Here is a 16,641-nt window from a genome sequence, read left to right as displayed (position 1 = left end):
CCATGTTCGTCGAAGCCATCGAAGGCGACGCGTTCGATCTCGACTACACGCCGGTCGAATATCGCGTCAAATGGGCGACGCTGCCGTGGGAAGCGGACGAAGCGTACAAACTGCGCCGCGCGGTGTTCTGCATCGAGCAGGGCGTGTTCGTCGGTGATGATCGCGACGAGATCGACGAGCGCGCGCAACTGCTGGTCGCGCTGAGTTGCGTCGCAGGCATGCCGGAGCAGGTCGTTGGCACCGTGCGCATCCACGAGACCGAGCCGCGCGTGTGGTTCGGCTCGCGGCTCGCGGTGCACGCGGCGTTCCGCTCGCATGGAAAGATTGGTTCGACGCTCATCCGTCTTGCGGTATCGAGCGCGCATGCACTCGGCTGCGAGACGTTTCTCGCGCACGTTCAGGCGCAGAACGTTCCGCTCTTCAGACGCCTGCGCTGGGACACGCAACAGGAGGAAACGCTCTTCGGCCGCGCGCATCATCTGATGCGCGCGCAACTCGATGCTTATCCGCCATGCGTCACGCCGCAGAGCGGCTTCGTCGCGCTGGCGCGGAGGCTGCCGTGAACGCGCTCGCCGGTCTCGTCGAACGTCTGCGCGAGAGTCGCGGCTTTCGCCACAAGCGCGATATCTCGCATGTGCTCTCTCGCTTGCCTTCGGCGGCGCAATCGGTTGCGATCGGCGACGACTGTGCCGCAATTCCCGATGGCGATGGTTATCTGCTCTTCGCGATCGAAGGCATGGTCAGCGACTTCGTTCGCTCGATGCCGTGGTTTGCCGGCTATAGCGGCGTGATGGTGAACGTGAGCGACATCTACGCGATGGGCGGACGTCCGCTCGCCGTCGTCGATGCGCTGTGGGGCGGCAATGCCGAAGACGCGGGCGAAGTGCTCGCGGGCATGGCGGCGGCATCGGTGGCGTACGGGGTGCCGGTCGTCGGCGGGCACAGCAACGTGCGCAGCGACGGCGCGCAACTCGCGGTGGCGATCGTCGGACGGGCGCGCAAGCTCTTGACGAGCTTCGACGCGCGTCCGGGCGATGCGCTCGTGATGGCCGTCGATCTGCGCGGCGGCTTCGAGGAACCGTATCCGTTCTGGAATGCGTCGGTCGGAGCGCCCGCAGGCCGCGCTCGCGCCGATTTCGAACTGTTGCCCGCGCTCGCCGAAGACGGCCTGTGCGACGCCGCGAAGGACATCAGCATGGCGGGCGCGCTCGGCACCGCGTTGATGCTGCTCGAATGCTCGAACGTGGGCGCGCGCATTGATCTCGATGCAGTGCCATGTCCCGCCGATGTCGATATCGAACGCTGGCTCACGGCGTTTCCGAGCTTCGGCTTCGTGTTGTCGGTGCGCAAGGAGCACGTCGATGAAGTGCTTGCGCGCTTCGCGTCTCGTGAAATTGCGGGCGCCGTGATCGGCGAAGTGGATGCGTCGCGCGAAGTCGTCGTGACGCGCGGTGGCGAGGCCGCATTACTGTGGAATCTGCGCGAGGAGCCGTTCATATGCGCGCGATGAACAGACTGCGCATCGCGCTTCTGACGCATTCCGTGAATCCGCGCGGCGGCGTCGTGCATACGCTGGAGCTCGGGCGCGCGTTGCATGCGCTTGGCCACGGCGTCACCGTGTTCGCGCCGGCGCGCACCGGAGAGGCAATGTTTCGCGCATCTCCCTGTCATGTCGTATTGGCCCGCGTAGAAGGCGAACAGCAGGGCATGGTTCGCATGGTCGAGCAACGTATCGGCGCATTGAAACGCGCGCTCATGGACGAAGACGTCAGCCGCTTCGATGTGCTGCATGCGCAGGACAGCATCGGCGGGAATGCGCTCGCGGAGTTAAAGGAAGAGGGTGCGATTCACGGCTTCGTGCGCACCGTTCATCATCTCGATCACTTCGACGACGCGCAACTCGCGCACTGGCAGCGTCGCGCATGGCAGGACGCGGATCAAGTGCTCTGCGTGAGCGAAGCGTGGACGCGAACGATGCGCTCGACCCACGGCGTGGTGGCTCAAACGGTCGCGAACGGCATCGACAGGACGCGCTATGGCGTTTGCGCCGACAGCGACAGAGGCGCTCTTCGCGAGCGCTTCGGCTTCGGCGCGGGACCGGTCGTGCTCGCGGTAGGCGGCATCGAGGAGCGCAAGAACACATCGATGCTGCTCGAAGCGTTCGCCTCGCTGCGCGCGCGACGGCCGGCCGCGCAACTGGTGCTGGCAGGCGGCGCGAGCCTGCTCGATCATGATGCATACACGCGCCGCTTCCTTGCCCGTGCCGCCGAACTGGAACTCGACGTCAGCGGCAAAGGCACGCCGGTTATCGTGACCGGCGCGCTGCCCGACGCCTCGATGCCTGCGCTTTTCCGCCTCGCCGATGTCGTCTCGATGATCTCGCTTCGCGAAGGCTTCGGTCTCGTCGTGCTCGAGGCGCTCGCGAGCGAACGTCCGGTCGTGGTGGCGCGCATCGCTCCATTCACCGAGTATCTCGACGACCGGACGTGCCTCTTCACCGATCCCAACGACGCCGTGTCGATCGCCGCTGCGCTGGGAAAGGCGATCGATGGCGACAGCGGCATCGACTTCTCCGATGCGGCCCCTGCACTTTTGCGGCGCTTCGCATGGCAATCGAGCGCCGCGCGTCATCTCGACATCTACGGCAAGTGGCTCGTCCGCGCTCCGCTTGCGCTCAACCCATAACCGAGGCACGAACATGCCAGTCATGCATTTCCTGATTCGTTGGCCGGACGGTGTGGAGGCGAACTGCTACTCGCCTTCGACGGTCGTCGGCGAATACTTCGCTCCGGGCGAAAGCTACCCCGTCGGCGAATTCGTCGCGCGCTCGCGCGAGGCATTGAACATAGGCTCGGAACGCGTGCGCGAGAAGTATGGCTTCGCGTGCTCGGCCGCGCTCGATCAGCTTGCACGTATCGAAGAGGATGCGAGCCGTTTCAGCGAAGCGCACGGCGCACGCGTGACCGTGCTCGCGCTCGATTGACTATCTTGTGGAAGGGGAAGCGAAATGTCCAACATGGATTCGACTCAGGCCGCGCCTGTGCATTACAGCGTGATCGTCGTCGGCGGCGGGCAGGCCGGGCTGTCGGTCAGCCACTTTTTGCAGCAGGCGAACATCGGCCATCTCGTGCTGGAGAAGCACACTGTCACGCATACGTGGCGCACGCAGCGCTGGGACACGTTCTGCCTCGTGACGCCCAACTGGCAGTGCGCGTTGCCCGGACACGCATATGACGGTGCGGACCCGCACGGCTTCATGAAGAAGGACGAGATCATCGAATATCTCGATGCGTTCATCGCGAAGGTGAATGCGCCGGTGCTCGAGGGCGCGGCGGTCACGCGCGTGACCCGCGACGCAAATGGACGCTATCTCGTGAAAAGTACGCGCGGCGAGTTCACGGCGGACCAGATCGTGGTCGCGTCGGGCGGCTATCACACGCCGATCGTGCCGCGCATGGCCGAGCGTTTGCCGCAGAGCATCGAGCAGGTTCAGTCGTCGGAATATCGCAATGCCGATGCGCTGCCGCCGGGCGCGGTGCTCGTGGTCGGATCGGGCCAGTCGGGCGCGCAGATCGCGGAGGATCTGCATCTGTCGGGCCGCAAGGTGCACCTCGCGGTTGGCGAGGCGCCGCGTTGCGCGCGCTTCTATCGCGGCCGCGATGTCGTCGACTGGCTCGCGGACATGCGCTATTACGACATGCCCGTGACCGATCATCCGCTGCGCGAAGGCGTGCGCGACAACACCAATCACTACGTCACGGGCCGCGACGGCGGACGCGACATCGACCTGCGCCGATTCGCGGTCGAGGGCATGGAACTGTTCGGCCGGCTGGAAGATTATCGCGAGGACAAGCTGCGCTTCGCCGCGAATCTGCGTGCGAATCTCGACGAAGCCGACGATACGTATAACCGCATCAACGCGAGCATCGATGCATTCATCGCGAAACACGGCATCGATGCGCCGTGCGCGGAGCGTTACGAGCCGCTCTGGCAACCGCAGAGTGAACGTGTGGAACTCGATCTGCGCGCAAGCGGCATTACATCGATCGTCTGGTGTATCGGCTTCACGCCGGACTTCGGCTGGCTCGACGCGCCGGTGTTCAACGGACGCGGATATCCGTCGCACATGCGCGGCGTGACGGCGGTGCCGGGGCTGTATTTCGTCGGCCTGCCGTGGCTGCACACGTGGGGTTCGGGCCGCTTCTCGGGCGTGGCGCGCGATGCGCAATACATCGTCGATGCGATCTGCGCGGAGCGTGCGAGCACGCCGGATCGCGTGTCGATCGCGTGCGCGTGAAGGTGCGCCATGCCTCATCACGACGACACGTATCGCGCCGGCATGCCGCAACTGAACTTTGCGGGCCTCTCGGAGAACTGGCTGCTGAAGGAGTGCGGCGACCGCCATTGGGATGCGCTCGCGCGCGAAACGCAAAGCGATTTCATCTCCGATGAGGGCAACCGCGCGTATGCCGCGTTCACGTCGATCCGTCTGCGCGCGAATGGCATCCATGATGTTCGCGAGAACGATACGTTCCGCATTCGCACCGAGTTGTCGCGAGTCGGACCGGTTCGGCATCTGAGCGAGCATAGCGTAAGCGGGAGCGACGGAATGAGCGCCGCCGTGTCGATGATGTCCACCTTCGTACGTCGCACCGAGGCGCGGAACAACCGCTCGGTCGCGCGTGCGAGCTTCGCGAAGCTGAAGGGCGATATCGCTCCGATGAACTCGGCCATCTCCGGCATGCAGGAGGCCGCGCGCGAGTTGCGTCTTCGTGAGGCCGGCGCGCGCCTCGCCGAACTCGGATTGCACGAGGAGACGACATGGGCGCCGCTGGAGTTTCTGCCTTGTCCCTATAACGATTTCAACGGTGCGGACTTTCTCTACTTCGCGAGTTTTCAGGCCTTCGTCGATCGCGCGGAATGGCAGACGTGGCGTCTCGCGGATGCACCCGAGATCGTTTCGCGAGAGTTGCACTATCACGGGAACATCGATGTCGGTGAGCGCCTGCGTCTGACGTTTCGGCGCGCATTCGTCGACGAGACGCGCGTGGCGCACTGGTGCGAGATCGAACGCACGAGCGACGGCAGGAAGATCGCGGACGTTCTCACGCGCAAGACACGGAGGCACGCATGAGCCGTCCTCGTCGCGTTCCATTGAAGCCGCTTTACACGTCGGCGGATCTCGACAGCATCGAACATCTCGATTCGCAACCCGGCGCGCAGCCATTCGTGCGCGGACCGTATGCGTCGATGTACACGTCCAAGCCCTGGACCATTCGCCAGTACGCCGGCTATGCGGACGCCGCGGATTCGAATCTGGCGTTTCGCAAGGCGCTCGCGCAAGGGGCGCAAGGCCTGTCTGTGGCCTTCGATCTGCCGACGCAGCTCGGCTACGATTCCACCGATGACGAAGCTAGCGCCGACGTCGGTCTCGCAGGCGTGGCTATCGATACCGTCGACGACATGGCGCGCCTCTTCCACGGCGTCGCGCTCGATCGCGTCTCTGTCTCCATGACGATAAACGGCGCGGTGCTGCCGGTGCTCGCGGCGTATATCGTCGCGGCGGAGGAGCGCGGCGCCGCGAAAGCAGCGCTTTCGGGCACGGTGCAGAACGATATCCTCAAGGAATTCATGGTTCGCAATGCATACGTGTTCGCACCGGAACCGTCGATGCGCATCGTTGCGGATGTCGCGCAGTTTCTGAGCGAACACATGCCGCGCTTCAAGGCGCTTTCCGTATCGGGATATCACTTCCAGGAAGCGGGCGCGGATGCATCGCTGGAACTCGCGCTCACGTTCGCCAACGCACGCGAGTATCTTCGCGCGCTGCGTGCGCGAGGCCTGCGTGTCGATGCGGTTTGCGAGCAACTGAGCTTTTTCTTCGGCATTGGAACGGACTTTTATACGGAGATCGCGAAATTGCGCGCGGCGCGCCTGCTGTGGTCGCGAATCGCCGCGGAAGAGGGTGCGAGCACGCCGAAAAGCCGCGCGTTGCGCATGCATTGCCAAACGTCGGGCTGGTCCCTCAGCGCGACGCACACGCAGAACAACGTCGTGCGCACGACCGTTGAGGCGATGGCCGCGGTGTTCGGCGGAACGCAGTCGCTGCACACGAACGCGCATGACGAGGCGCTCGCGCTGCCGTCCGCATCGGCGGCTCGACTTGCGCGTGACACGCAGCTCATTCTTCAGCGCGAAATGGGTTTGTGCGATGTGATCGATCCGTGGGCCGGCTCGTACATGATGGAATCGCTGACGGCTGGAATCACCAGGCAAGCGCGCGCAATCATGGACGAGATCGAGGCGGGCGGCGGCGCTCGCGAGGTGATTCGCACGGGCTGGGTGCAGCAGCAGATTCAGGCAGGCGCGGCCGCGACGCAGGCGCGCATCGACGCGGGGGAACAGGTGATCGTCGGCACCAACGCATTTCAGTCGACCGAGTCAGATGATGATGCTCCTGCATGTGTCTCGATCGATGGAGAGCGTGTGCGCGTGCAACAGTCGCGCAGAATTGCCGAAGTCAAACGCCGACGCGACGAATATCGCGTGAGCACCACGCTCTCGGCATTGACTCGCGCCGCACACGAGGATGCCGGCAACCTGCTTGCACTGACAATCGATTGCATGCGCGCCCGGGCGACAGTGGGCGAATGCACACGGGCGCTCGAAGCGGTTTGGCCTCGTCATGAACCGGCGCAGGCTGAAGCGACACGAGTGTACGGAGGAGCTCGCAGTGAGGACGCCGCATGGCGCGCAGCATGCGCTCACGTCGCGCGACTGGAAACGGAGCTCGGTAGAAAACCAAGTCTCCTGATGACGAAGCTGGGACTCGATGGACACGATCGCGGCGCGAACATCGTGACAGCGGCGCTTAAGGACGCAGGCTTTCATGTGCAGGTGACCGGCTTGTTCGCATCGCCGATGGAAGCGGCAAAGCGTGCCGCTGAGGAAAGATGCGACGTAATCGGCGTGTCGTCACTTGCCGGAGCCCATTGGACGCTTGTGCCTCAACTCCTGCGCGAGCTTGCGAGACGGGACGTGCACGGGCCGATCGTCGTAGGCGGTATCGTGCCCGATGAAGATGCGCGTTCCCTACGAGAGCAGGGCATAGCCGAGATATTCAACCCTGGCGTAACGATGCATGAGCTCATCGAGCGACTGGTGCAACTGATCGAGGCTCACAGGCGAGACATTCGGACATTCTCAAGGAGGAGTATGAGCGCAGCCGTGTCTAGAAGTTCGCAGCCCAAAGCCGCTCAAGAAGGACGGCGGACGGCTGAAGGAAGCATGCAGCGGTAAGGACAGCCGGGCACCTGGATTCGTCCACTGCTTGCCTCAAATAATCAGCAACTGCTTCTCTTTTTCATTTCGTCGATGAGCGACTATAAGAGCAACTTGAAAGGAGATAAATCATGCAGTTACTGAGTATGATCCGGATTGTTTTGTGGAGCTTCTTCGGCATCCGGAAGCGTTCATCTCACGAGTCGGACTTCGCCAAGGTGAATTTCATCGCATTGCCCTTCGTGGCTGTCATTATCGCGGTGGTGATCTGGGCTGTCTTGTTCGGTGCTGTCCACCTGCTCGCCGGTGCCGCGAGTACCGCTCAAGGATTCTGAGGCTTGCTTTTAGAATAGCCTCGGATTGACGGCGGCGTTCTGAACGTTCTTAAATGCACGGCGATGATGCCACCACCTCCCCGCCACATCGGCGACGAAGTAAGCAGGACCTCGGAGACAGTCATCCTGTTGGCGCCTCCGTGGTCGGAATCAATCGCGCAGCAAGCAGCCCAACCGAGAGGGCGCTCGCTGCGTCGCTATGCAGTTCACCCTGGAAAATGACGGCTCTCCGGTTGCAGCACGATCTTATCGATGGCGTATTGAACCGGCACGCCGCTCGGCGGCAGGCACGTTATGGTCTGTCCGCAACGCATACCTAACAGTGCGATGCCCGTCGGCGACAGAACGGACAATCGCCCACGCTGATAGTCCGCCTCACCCGGATAAACCAGCGTCCATATATGAGTCTCGGTGCCGTCGGCAGTTGAACATTCGACCGTCGTGTTCATCGTGACGACGTCCGGTGGCATTTCAGCCGAATCGATAAATAACGCTGTCGCTTCTATGGCATCCAAAAGAGCGCGCTGCGTCGGTGACACAGTCGGCATGTGCGCACATTGCCGGAGTCGCTCCATGTCGGATTCGGACACGGTCGGTCGGCCTCTCATACGGCCAGCTTTGACAGTCATCGAAGTTTTTGCGGACAACATGTGTGCCTCCGGCTGGAATACAGGTTACAGATATCGGCGCAATCGCGGTCATTCCACACGTCGAGCCACGAACCGTCCAAGAAAACGAGTCGGTCGATGGTCCCTAACTGCTGTATATCGAGCAGCGCGCTCCGGTTGACAAACGCGCCGGGCCGCTCGTCAGGAAACACGACCTGCATCAGGGAACCGAAGCGCTGAATTATCTCGGCGAGGCTCGCTTCACTGGACGGCTCCTTTACGTCAAGCCAGTAGACTAGCGCCGCTCTTGGACTTCCCAACTTACGCGCAACGAAACGGAGCGTTCTTTTTTCGCACAATTCATTCATGATCACCGGCCCCGTTAGCATGTTCCTCTTTCAGAAGCAATTCGGGGCTGCTTGCCAGGCTATTCGTCGAGATGCGCTGCGTGTCGACTTTCGTAAGTCGGTGGTCGATCCAGATCCGCCCCCACCGGATCGCGTACTGCAAAGCCTGTGCTGGGTCGTAAAAATAATCGAGTGCGTGGAAGCAGCGCTGTGTCGGGCAGTTTGGTCCTTCAATCACAAGATGCGCTGCATGCAACGCGCTTTTCAGGGGTTCTGCTTGCGCCGTCAAACGATAGCCCCGATGTTGAGCCTGGTAGGTCACACAGCCGATGCGTCTGCTTTGCGAGACGTTCCGCTGCGAGGCCAAAGTGTGCGCACTGATCGTTACGGAGCGTTCCTGCCCGACCGTCGGCGTTTCATTCCAGCGCTTTGCTTGCGTCCTCATGGCTTTAATCCTTCGAAGACGATCCGATGCCGCAGCTGTTCAGTTTCAAGGCTGAACAGCTTCGCTCTAGCAGCGCAATGGATCTCGAGCTTGTTCGGCACGCGAGCGGACTCCCCTCACGCAAGTCGTGATGGAGTACCGTCGGTGGTCTACAGAAAGATGATGCGCCCGGCTCTCGCTTTGCTGACTTTTTGACTTATGCGAAGAGCAGGGCAGAAGGAAGTGCTGACTTGTCCGCCCGCCTGGCGTGGTTTCGTGTGCGCTTCAACGTGTCGGATTTTCGATGCCCGCCACTACGCGTCCCATCTAACGCAGGAATGCCAAGAAAGGCAATGTGGGAACGCGGAACAAAAAACACGGCTATGACCTCGAGGCAGTGACCAGTGAGTGATCAAGAATGTGGCTGGCCGGCCTATTAGAGCGCATCTGTTGGCAATTTGCAAGGTTCGCGCAGAAGCGGCAACAGACAAACCGAACCTACCGCTACCGTGCACAGAAATTCGCCATCGATTTTTGCAGGACGGCGGTGCACACGGCGACGCCGATTTAGCAATGTTCCATGTGATGGTCGAAGCGGGACTGAGCAGCAGCGCAGCGCGCGGGACGCTCAATGAAAACGCGGATGCTGGAGAAAAAATCGCACCATCTCGGCACTGGCGTCGGGGCCGGACGGATCGGTATAGCTCCCGCTTGAAGAGCCTCCGGCCCACGCATGGGGCGCGCCGTGGACGATCCATAATTCGGCATCTACTCCGGCTTGTGACGTCATGTGTCGGACCGTATGCTTCCTCGCCCGGCTATCACAGCTCGACGCGCGAACGGGTATCGCTTCACTCGCGGAAAACTCGCGTACCAATTCGTTGGCGTTGGCAGGATGCACGGTAGCATCGGCATCGCCGTGAAAAACGATGAGCGGGCATTGAGACGCCTGCGCGTGATGAATGTCCGCTCGGCCAGGTTTCCGCGCTTTGGCTCTGCCCTTGCCGCCGCGCATGGCCGCCAGCGCGGATGGCAGGTCGTGCGCGCATCCGACGGGCAGGCCCGAATGAATACCTGCTGCTGCGTACAGATCGGGATAGGATTGAGCCACGATTGCCGCCATCGCACCGCCTGCCGAAAGACCAGCAACGAAGACGCGTTTCGGATCGACGTTGTAATTCGTCATGACCTCTCGTGTGATACCCGCGATCAACGACGGCTCGCCTTGGTCGCGCTGCTGATCGGCAGGCCTGAACCAGTTCCAGCATTTCGATCTATTCGCGCCCTGCGGCTGGGACGGATAAGCGACGATAAAGCCTTGCGTTTCGGCAAGCGCGTTCATCCGCGTGCCGGCTGCGAAATCGTCGGCGTCCTGCGTGCAGCCGTGCAGCATGACGATCAGCGGCAGGGGGTCACTGCGGTAATGACTGGGAACGTAGACCTTGTAATTGCGCTGACCAGCGGCATTGACGTAGCGCCGCGTGCTGAAGTGCCCGCAATCCTGCACGTCCGCTTCGGTTTGCGTCATATGGACGTGACGCCGGGGTTGCAGGAGGTCGGCGAAGGGCGTTGTCGTCGTGTCGTCATGCGGGTTTGCATGCGCGGTTGCCACGTCCGTCCGTTCGCCACGCATGGCGCGCTTGACGATCTCTGCGGCCGCAGCGGGATCGTTGCTGCGAAAGAGTGCGAATGCCTCTTTCATCGAGTCCAGAAATCCTTCGTTGAGTTTCATGTTTCTTCCATTAGCGGGAAAGAGTCAGGAGCATTAGCGGATTCGATCCGCGAGCGCGGCCTTGACCGCCGGTGATGCATGGAGCGCGCCTCGGACCAGAATCGAGTCGATCGCTGCCAGCGCAAGTTCGGGTGAGACGTCCGTGGCAATGCTCGCCAATCCCAGCACCTGAATTCGGAGACGCTGATTGGCCGCGCACGCCGCCTCGAGGTCTTGTTTCGAAAAATGCTGAAGTCCCAGGACGAGTTCACGGCGCGTCACTGTGTCTTTGACGGCGGGAGCATGAATCGACAACTGATTGCGGATGGCCGTACGAATCAGATCCGTGCGGTTCGAGTAAAAGCCCTCTTCGACGAGCAGGTCGATCTGGCCCAAGTCGACTGGACCAAGATTGATTGTGATTTTTTCGGTTTCGCCGCCTCGTGAGCGATCCGGCACTTCTTTCGCCATCTGCAAAAATCCTCCACATACCATCCATGTGGATGGTTATAGGCTGATTTCAAGAGGGCGTCAACGCTGATTGCTGCAATCGGGCGGTGCGCGGACTGTTTAGGAGCTCACAGGCGATGCCTGTGCGTCTTCAGCCACGCGAGGGACAAGATGGGTGAAAGTCGCTTACTTCGCCTTCCAGTGCCACGGTCCTGGGCTGTGACGCCGATAGCTACTCAACGCGGAGCCACCGACCCGATTCCGGGCACACGGCGGCTCGTGAGCCGTTCAACCAGACTTGCTCTTCCTCGAGTTGCAGCGACGTCGGGCGGTCGATATCGAAGACTATCTTCAGCGCATTTCGAATATTGGCGTCTTCGATGGGAAGTTCCCACGTCAGAAAAATCTGGGTGAAGTCCTGGTCCGGGGCGAAGTCGGCCGGAGAAAAACTGTCGCTGCCGCGCGGAATGACGCCGTGGGGCTGAACCGTATCGAAAATCACGGCGGTTCCGCGCTTAAGGGGAATGCGTTGGCCCGTAGAGGGAAAGTGCAAATCCAGACCCTTGTCTTCGCTCAGAAAGAGATTGCAGAAGGCGGCACCGCCATATTGCTCGCCATCATGGTGATACCTCGCGCCACGGCAGGCCATCAGCGCCATGTCGCTGTCGGCAAGCACTGCGGGCAGTCCCAGGGCACCTGTCCAGTCGGACATGGCCTGCACGCAGCGCTTGTAGGCCGGCCAGCGCACTTGCGTACGCGCCAGATGCATTGGCTCGACATCCCCAGGTTCCAGGGCGAGCCGCACCGCTGTCTCTCTTTGCCAATCCGCAAGCACGGCCGCAGAAGGTGCAGGCAGATCGAGCGTGCCAGATAAAACGATGTCGCTTACGCGACGACTGCGGATGGCGTCGCCGCTCCAGAAAAAGGAAGTCAGCATTTCTCGCATTCGATGCTGTCGAAGGGAACTCGTCGAGGCATTGTAACGATTCAGCCTGGTCATCCCGGCAGAGATCGGGCATCGTCTGCCCCTCGCTGATGTGACTTCCAGGGCGCTTGATCGGCTATTACGCTCGGATATCGATCATTGGCGCCACGATCTTCCGCGGCGCCCACGAGCCAATCAGAACCCGGTTTCAGGACAGACCCGGACCGCCATTGTTGCCGAGGCCGGCGGTGGGGTCGGCGCACTTGGCGGCAAGCGATCATACACGTCGAACGCTATTTCTCTGGCGGCTTGCCTGGACGTTTAGACAGTCGCCTTTTTGAGAAAGGGCGAGCGCATTGGCTTGAGCGCGAATAGCGCGAGTATGGCGGTGACGGCATTCAGTGTGATCGCGAGGCTGAACACCGGCACCCAGCTTCCCGCATGCTGATGCAGCAGCGCCGCGAGCGGCCCGCCGAAGATCGAGCCGATGCCTTGCGAGATGTACAGCCAGCCGTAGTTCTCGGTGGCATGGCGCGTGCCGAACGTGTCGGTCAGCGTGGACGGGAACAGCGAGAAGATCTCGCCCCAGCCGAAGAACACCACGCCCGAGAGCAGCACGAACAGCACGGAGTTGTCGCGCGTCAGGAGCCACAGCGTCATCGCGACGCCTTCGAGCGCGAACGCGAAGAACATCGTGTTTTCACGGCCGAAGCGGTCCGACACCCAGCCGAACAGCGGACGCGTGAGGCCGTTCGTGAAGCGGTCGATGGTCAGCGCGAGCGGCAGGGCGGCCATGCCGAACATGACAACCTTCGTGATGCCGAAGTCCGCCGCGAAGGTCGCCATCTGCGAGGTGACCATGAGGCCGGAGGTGGACATCATCGTCATCATGGCGAACATGAGCCAGAAGAGCGGCGACTTCATCATCTGCGAAGGACGAAGATTCGGCACGCCCGATGCCGTCGCAGCGGATGCCGGCGTCAGCGCCGTATCGCGCGGCACGCGCAGGCCCTGTGACGCGAGGAAGCCCACGATCGCGAATGCGATGCCGTAGATCCACAGCGTGGCGTCGAGCCCGCGCGCCGCGAGCGATGCCGAGATGGGGAACGTGGTCACGATCGCGCCCATGCCGTAGCCCGCCGCCACCGCGCCGGCCGCGGAGCCGCGCCGGTCCGGAAACCAGCGCACCATCAGCCCGACCGCGCCGACATACACGATGCCCGTGCCCAGCCCGCCGACGAGACCATACGTGAGATAAAGCATCGATGTGCTCGTGGCCATCGACGCAAGCACCCAGCTCAGGCCCGACATCACCGTGCCGAGCGAGATCAGCAGGCGCGGTCCGAAGCGGTCAATCAGCTTGCCCTGGAACGGCGAAAAGAACGTCTGCAGGATGATGAGCAGCGAGAAGGTCACCTGCAGTTCCGGCAGCGGTACGCCGAGCTTCGTCGACAGAGCCTTGGTCAGCAGCGTCCATACGTATTGCGGGCTGGAGATCGCCATCATGCAGAGCAGGCCCAGGCCGAGTTGAAGCCAGGGATGATGTTGCGGCGACGGCGGGCGCGCTTGCGGCCCTTGGACTGGCGGCACCGGTTAATCGCCACATCAAGACACAGGGTTAATGACGGCAGGGATGAATGGAAGCCGCAAGCTGCTTCGCTCGGCCCCGGCTCCGGAAATCCAACATTAAGCCGGGTACTTGATTGCAATCGAGACCGGAATGACTCAGCGGCCGCGCACGATGGCTGTGGTCATCGTGCGAAAGGGCTGGGCGAGTACTCTCGATCCGGGCGCGACATTGGCGGCGCACTTGATTGAAAGCTCAAGCCTTTCACGGTGTGACCCATCAATCTGGTGCCAGTTGGGGGATCCCCCTCGCTTCCGACGCGACCAAGATCCTGCGGACGTTGCAATTGGCTCGCACCGGACACTTCATCTCCGGCAAGATCGGACGCCGCGGCTGACTGAAGGACAGATCGGCGGTATTGGCTTTCAGGCGGGCTTCGTTGCCGCTGTCCCAATCGCGCTGCAAGGTCCGGTCGCGCACGAAGGTGCGCCGTCCGGTTTCGCCGACGACGAGTCTGTAGCTGCGCGCCGGACTAATACCGGCGACAGGTCAACCCAGGCAACCTCCGTTAGAACGGCAAAGTCTGCGCATAGCCGCGCAAGTCTTCGTGGTCGCGCAGTATCTGGAGATACAAGCCATTAAATCCTAACCAAGCAACGTAGTCCGATGCCAGATGTCGGCGAGTCGCTCGGGCCTCCTCGGAGCTAAGGGGTTCGAGCGGGCCGGCCGCCTCGGCGAGCAATTGAACCTGCGCGCATCGCTCCATTGCGATGAAGCGGTACACCGCCGAATCCACGCTGGACCCCACCGTTAGCAAGCCGTGGTTCAGCAAAATCGCGGCCTTGCAGTCGCCCATCGTCTGCGCGATACGTGCGCCCTCGTCGGAGGCGAGCACGACGATATCGCCGCGGAATACAACGTGGTTCTCGTAAAACAAACAGGCTTCCTGATTGATCGGCGCGAGCAGCCGTTCGCGTGCAGCGAATGCGCGTCCGTAGGGCGTGTGCGTGTGCACAGCCGCCACCGCTGAATGATTTACACGATGCAGGCCGCAGTGGATCGCGACCGCCGCAGCGTTGACGGGGCCTGTACCGTGATGCACAACGCCCGCATCGTCGATGCACATGAGGTCGTCGGGGTGAATGGTCGAGAAGTGTTGCGCGTACTGATTGACCCAGTAGCGGTCATGATGCTCCGGATCGCGCACCGTCACGTGACCGGCGATACCCTCGGTCAGCCCGAAGCGCGCGAGCAGGCGGAAAGCCGCAGCGAGCTTGAGCTTGCGATGGCGGCGTTCGTCTTCGACAGCGACGAATTCACGCGGCGTAGGAAGCGCGCCGCCGATCGGAGTAGGGATTTGATAGTCGTTCGAGTCAGCCAGGCACATACGGCACCTTAAGAAATGAAAGTAATGGGAAAGCAGTGTCGCAATCGCGACTCTCATTCTGGTGCGGCACAGCGCTAGCCGTCCATGGCGATTTGCTCAACGTCGTGTGAGCTTTCGTCACCGCAGCGTCGGAATGTCCTTGATACGGGACTTCACACGGGGTTATGCCGAAGCGTCACAGGACAGATACTTTTCGTGGATTGCCATGGAAATTCGGTCAGTGCTAAATGACGTGACGCAAGCACCGGACACCTGACATGCAGCCCCTCGACACCCAGAGCACCTTGCCGCCAGATTTGATGAAGCGCATTGCGTGGCGCCTCGCGCCGCTGATGGTACTGATGTACGTCGCCAATCAACTCGACCGCGCCAACGTCGGCTATGCGGCATTGACAATGAACACTGAGCTCGGCTTGACGGCTGCGCAATACGGGCTTTCGGCGAGCCTGTTCTTCCTCGGCTACATTCTGTGCGAAGTGCCGAGCAACCTGTGCATGCACCGCTACGGGGCGCGGCGCTGGATGACGCGCATTCTCGTGAGCTGGGGCCTGCTTTCCTCGCTGACGAGCTTCGTCCCCAACGCTCAATGGCTCTATGTCGCGCGCTTCATGCTCGGCGTGTTCGAAGCAGGGCTGTATCCCGGCATGGTCTACTACCTTACGCTGTGGATGCCCGCGCGCAACCGTGTATGGATGATGTCACTCTTCACGATGTCGATCCCGCTTACCGGAATGCTCGGCGCGCCGGTTTCCACTTGGATCATGGAGCACGCGAACGTCTTTGGCAACACCGGTTGGCGCGCGATGATCCTTCTCGAAGGCTTGCCGGCCATTATTCTGGGCGTGATCGCATGGTTCTATCTACCAGATGGCCCTCACGCCTGGCGCGGTCTTTCCGACAAGGACCGCCAGATCATCCGCGTGGCGCTAGCGGGAGAGGAGCAAGTTGCGGCTGCTGCTATTCAGCCCGGAAACGCGCGTCGCGCGCTAACGAACCCCAAAGTGTGGGGGCTGGGGATCGTTTATTTCGGTATCAATTCGGGCATCATTGGACTGCTCTATTTCCTGCCGCAGGTTGTCAAGACTTTCAAGGGCGGCACACAATTCTCACTGACGCAGGTCGGTCTCATCACGTCCGCGCCATTCGCGGTAGCAGTGGTATGCGTGATCCTGTGGGGACGCATCGTAAGTCACAAGCGAATTCACGCGCTCTACGTCGCGGGGCCGATGATGCTTTCGGCTGTGACGCTCGCGAGCGCACTGTATCTTTCGTCGCCGCTGGCGACGATCGCGGTGCTCGCGATTGGAACCTCCGCGTGCTTTTGCAGTATCAGCACTTTCTGGCAATTGCCGAGCCGCATCCTCACCGATCGCGCGGCGGCTGCGGGCATCGCGCTCATCACGAGCATCGGTGTCTCGTCCGGCTTTCTGATGCCATATTTCATCGGCTGGGTGCGCGATACGACCGGCACATTTCAACTCGCGTTCATCGCCATTGCCTTGGCGATGACGATTGGCTCGGCACTCGCGATCGCACTGGACCCCGAGCGACGCCGAGTGCCTTCGGCGGGCATGGCGCTAAAATGAGCGGAATTTCCATGGAGATC

The 16,641-nt window shown here is 61.8% G+C and carries 16 protein-coding genes; 9 read left to right on the top strand and 7 right to left on the bottom strand.

What is annotated here, in order from left to right; translation table 11 throughout:
* The first annotated feature begins 2 nt into the window (after positions 1 to 2).
* The 8 genes from AC1Z32_RS10235 to AC1Z32_RS10200 all read left to right on the top strand — a co-directional run bounded on the left by AC1Z32_RS10235 (position 3) and on the right by AC1Z32_RS10200 (position 7,616).
* Positions 3 to 563, top strand: a complete 561-nt coding sequence (locus tag AC1Z32_RS10235) for an MSMEG_0567/Sll0786 family nitrogen starvation N-acetyltransferase (protein ID WP_483478596.1) — start codon at positions 3 to 5, stop codon at positions 561 to 563.
* Positions 560 to 1,510: a sll0787 family AIR synthase-like protein gene (locus AC1Z32_RS10230; RefSeq protein WP_483478595.1), complete on the top strand. Its 951-nt coding sequence runs from the start codon at positions 560 to 562 to the stop codon at positions 1,508 to 1,510. Before AC1Z32_RS10235 ends, AC1Z32_RS10230 begins: the two co-directional genes overlap by 4 nt.
* Positions 1,498 to 2,685 carry an MSMEG_0565 family glycosyltransferase gene (locus tag AC1Z32_RS10225; protein ID WP_483478594.1) on the top strand — a complete coding sequence of 396 codons (1,188 nt, stop codon included), beginning with the start codon at positions 1,498 to 1,500 and terminating at the stop codon, positions 2,683 to 2,685. Before AC1Z32_RS10230 ends, AC1Z32_RS10225 begins: the two co-directional genes overlap by 13 nt.
* 13 nt (positions 2,686 to 2,698) lie before the next feature.
* A complete protein-coding gene (locus AC1Z32_RS10220; RefSeq protein ID WP_483478593.1) occupies positions 2,699 to 2,983 on the top strand; it encodes an MSMEG_0570 family nitrogen starvation response protein in 285 nt (94 codons plus the stop codon).
* Positions 2,984 to 3,007: 24 nt separating this feature from the next.
* Positions 3,008 to 4,297, top strand: coding sequence for an MSMEG_0569 family flavin-dependent oxidoreductase (locus AC1Z32_RS10215; RefSeq protein WP_483478592.1), 1,290 nt, complete (start codon positions 3,008 to 3,010; stop codon positions 4,295 to 4,297).
* A gap of 9 nt (positions 4,298 to 4,306) precedes the next feature.
* Positions 4,307 to 5,134, top strand: a complete 828-nt coding sequence (locus tag AC1Z32_RS10210; RefSeq protein ID WP_483478591.1) for a Pnap_2097 family protein — start codon at positions 4,307 to 4,309, stop codon at positions 5,132 to 5,134.
* Complete coding sequence (gene scpA, locus AC1Z32_RS10205) at positions 5,131 to 7,299, top strand: methylmalonyl-CoA mutase (RefSeq protein WP_483478590.1); 2,169 nt, start codon at positions 5,131 to 5,133, stop codon at positions 7,297 to 7,299. The genes AC1Z32_RS10210 and scpA overlap by 4 nt, the downstream gene beginning before the upstream one ends.
* Positions 7,300 to 7,412: 113 nt before the next feature.
* Positions 7,413 to 7,616, top strand: a complete 204-nt coding sequence (locus AC1Z32_RS10200; protein ID WP_483478589.1) for a DUF2970 domain-containing protein — start codon at positions 7,413 to 7,415, stop codon at positions 7,614 to 7,616.
* 206 nt (positions 7,617 to 7,822) lie between these two features.
* Here AC1Z32_RS10200 and AC1Z32_RS10195 read toward each other — a convergent pair whose 3' ends face one another.
* The 7 genes from AC1Z32_RS10195 to AC1Z32_RS10165 all read right to left on the bottom strand — a co-directional run bounded on the left by AC1Z32_RS10195 (position 7,823) and on the right by AC1Z32_RS10165 (position 15,035).
* Positions 7,823 to 8,266 carry a GreA/GreB family elongation factor gene (locus AC1Z32_RS10195; protein ID WP_483478588.1) on the bottom strand — a complete coding sequence of 148 codons (444 nt, stop codon included), beginning with the start codon at positions 8,264 to 8,266 and terminating at the stop codon, positions 7,823 to 7,825.
* A 318-nt stretch (positions 8,267 to 8,584) separates the two neighbouring features.
* On the bottom strand, positions 8,585 to 9,016 hold the full coding sequence (locus tag AC1Z32_RS10190) for a hypothetical protein (RefSeq protein WP_483478587.1): 432 nt from the start codon (positions 9,014 to 9,016) through the stop codon (positions 8,585 to 8,587).
* A gap of 607 nt (positions 9,017 to 9,623) precedes the next feature.
* Positions 9,624 to 10,727 (bottom strand): extracellular catalytic domain type 1 short-chain-length polyhydroxyalkanoate depolymerase, encoded by a 1,104-nt coding sequence (locus AC1Z32_RS10185; RefSeq protein ID WP_483478586.1) that lies wholly within the window; start codon positions 10,725 to 10,727, stop codon positions 9,624 to 9,626.
* A 33-nt stretch (positions 10,728 to 10,760) separates the two neighbouring features.
* Entirely contained in the window at positions 10,761 to 11,177 is a 417-nt protein-coding gene (locus tag AC1Z32_RS10180; RefSeq protein ID WP_483478585.1) for a CopG family transcriptional regulator, read from the bottom strand.
* Positions 11,178 to 11,388: 211 nt separating this feature from the next.
* Positions 11,389 to 12,093 (bottom strand): hypothetical protein, encoded by a 705-nt coding sequence (locus AC1Z32_RS10175; RefSeq protein ID WP_483478584.1) that lies wholly within the window; start codon positions 12,091 to 12,093, stop codon positions 11,389 to 11,391.
* A gap of 309 nt (positions 12,094 to 12,402) precedes the next feature.
* Positions 12,403 to 13,671 carry an oxalate/formate MFS antiporter gene (gene oxlT, locus AC1Z32_RS10170; RefSeq protein WP_483478583.1) on the bottom strand — a complete coding sequence of 423 codons (1,269 nt, stop codon included), beginning with the start codon at positions 13,669 to 13,671 and terminating at the stop codon, positions 12,403 to 12,405.
* Positions 13,672 to 14,216: 545 nt separating this feature from the next.
* A complete protein-coding gene (locus tag AC1Z32_RS10165; protein ID WP_483478582.1) occupies positions 14,217 to 15,035 on the bottom strand; it encodes a class II aldolase/adducin family protein in 819 nt (272 codons plus the stop codon).
* Positions 15,036 to 15,292: 257 nt separating this feature from the next.
* On the opposite strand from AC1Z32_RS10165, the gene AC1Z32_RS10160 reads away from it, so the two are divergent.
* Complete coding sequence (locus AC1Z32_RS10160; protein WP_483478581.1) at positions 15,293 to 16,621, top strand: MFS transporter; 1,329 nt, start codon at positions 15,293 to 15,295, stop codon at positions 16,619 to 16,621.
* The last annotated feature ends 20 nt before the right edge of the window (positions 16,622 to 16,641 follow it).

The organism is Caballeronia sp. 11_S32 (assembly GCF_056930355.1).
This window is presented reverse-complemented; position numbering and strand designations above follow the sequence as displayed.

What these genes read in the sequence shown, in the direction of transcription:
- AC1Z32_RS10215 (WP_483478592.1), top strand. Translation starts at nt 3,008, where the DNA reads ATGTCCAACATGGATTCGACTCAGGCCGCGCCTGTGCATTACAGCGTG.
- scpA (WP_483478590.1), top strand. Translation starts at nt 5,131, where the DNA reads ATGAGCCGTCCTCGTCGCGTTCCATTGAAGCCGCTTTACACGTCGGCG.
- AC1Z32_RS10160 (WP_483478581.1), top strand. Translation starts at nt 15,293, where the DNA reads ATGCAGCCCCTCGACACCCAGAGCACCTTGCCGCCAGATTTGATGAAG.
- AC1Z32_RS10185 (WP_483478586.1), bottom strand. Translation starts at nt 10,727, where the DNA reads ATGAAACTCAACGAAGGATTTCTGGACTCGATGAAAGAGGCATTCGCA.
- AC1Z32_RS10225 (WP_483478594.1), top strand. Translation starts at nt 1,498, where the DNA reads ATGCGCGCGATGAACAGACTGCGCATCGCGCTTCTGACGCATTCCGTG.
- AC1Z32_RS10180 (WP_483478585.1), bottom strand. Translation starts at nt 11,177, where the DNA reads ATGGCGAAAGAAGTGCCGGATCGCTCACGAGGCGGCGAAACCGAAAAA.
- AC1Z32_RS10195 (WP_483478588.1), bottom strand. Translation starts at nt 8,266, where the DNA reads ATGTTGTCCGCAAAAACTTCGATGACTGTCAAAGCTGGCCGTATGAGA.
- AC1Z32_RS10165 (WP_483478582.1), bottom strand. Translation starts at nt 15,035, where the DNA reads ATGTGCCTGGCTGACTCGAACGACTATCAAATCCCTACTCCGATCGGC.
- AC1Z32_RS10235 (WP_483478596.1), top strand. Translation starts at nt 3, where the DNA reads ATGTTCGTCGAAGCCATCGAAGGCGACGCGTTCGATCTCGACTACACG.
- AC1Z32_RS10190 (WP_483478587.1), bottom strand. Translation starts at nt 9,016, where the DNA reads ATGAGGACGCAAGCAAAGCGCTGGAATGAAACGCCGACGGTCGGGCAG.
- AC1Z32_RS10210 (WP_483478591.1), top strand. Translation starts at nt 4,307, where the DNA reads ATGCCTCATCACGACGACACGTATCGCGCCGGCATGCCGCAACTGAAC.
- AC1Z32_RS10175 (WP_483478584.1), bottom strand. Translation starts at nt 12,093, where the DNA reads ATGCTGACTTCCTTTTTCTGGAGCGGCGACGCCATCCGCAGTCGTCGC.
- AC1Z32_RS10200 (WP_483478589.1), top strand. Translation starts at nt 7,413, where the DNA reads ATGCAGTTACTGAGTATGATCCGGATTGTTTTGTGGAGCTTCTTCGGC.
- AC1Z32_RS10220 (WP_483478593.1), top strand. Translation starts at nt 2,699, where the DNA reads ATGCCAGTCATGCATTTCCTGATTCGTTGGCCGGACGGTGTGGAGGCG.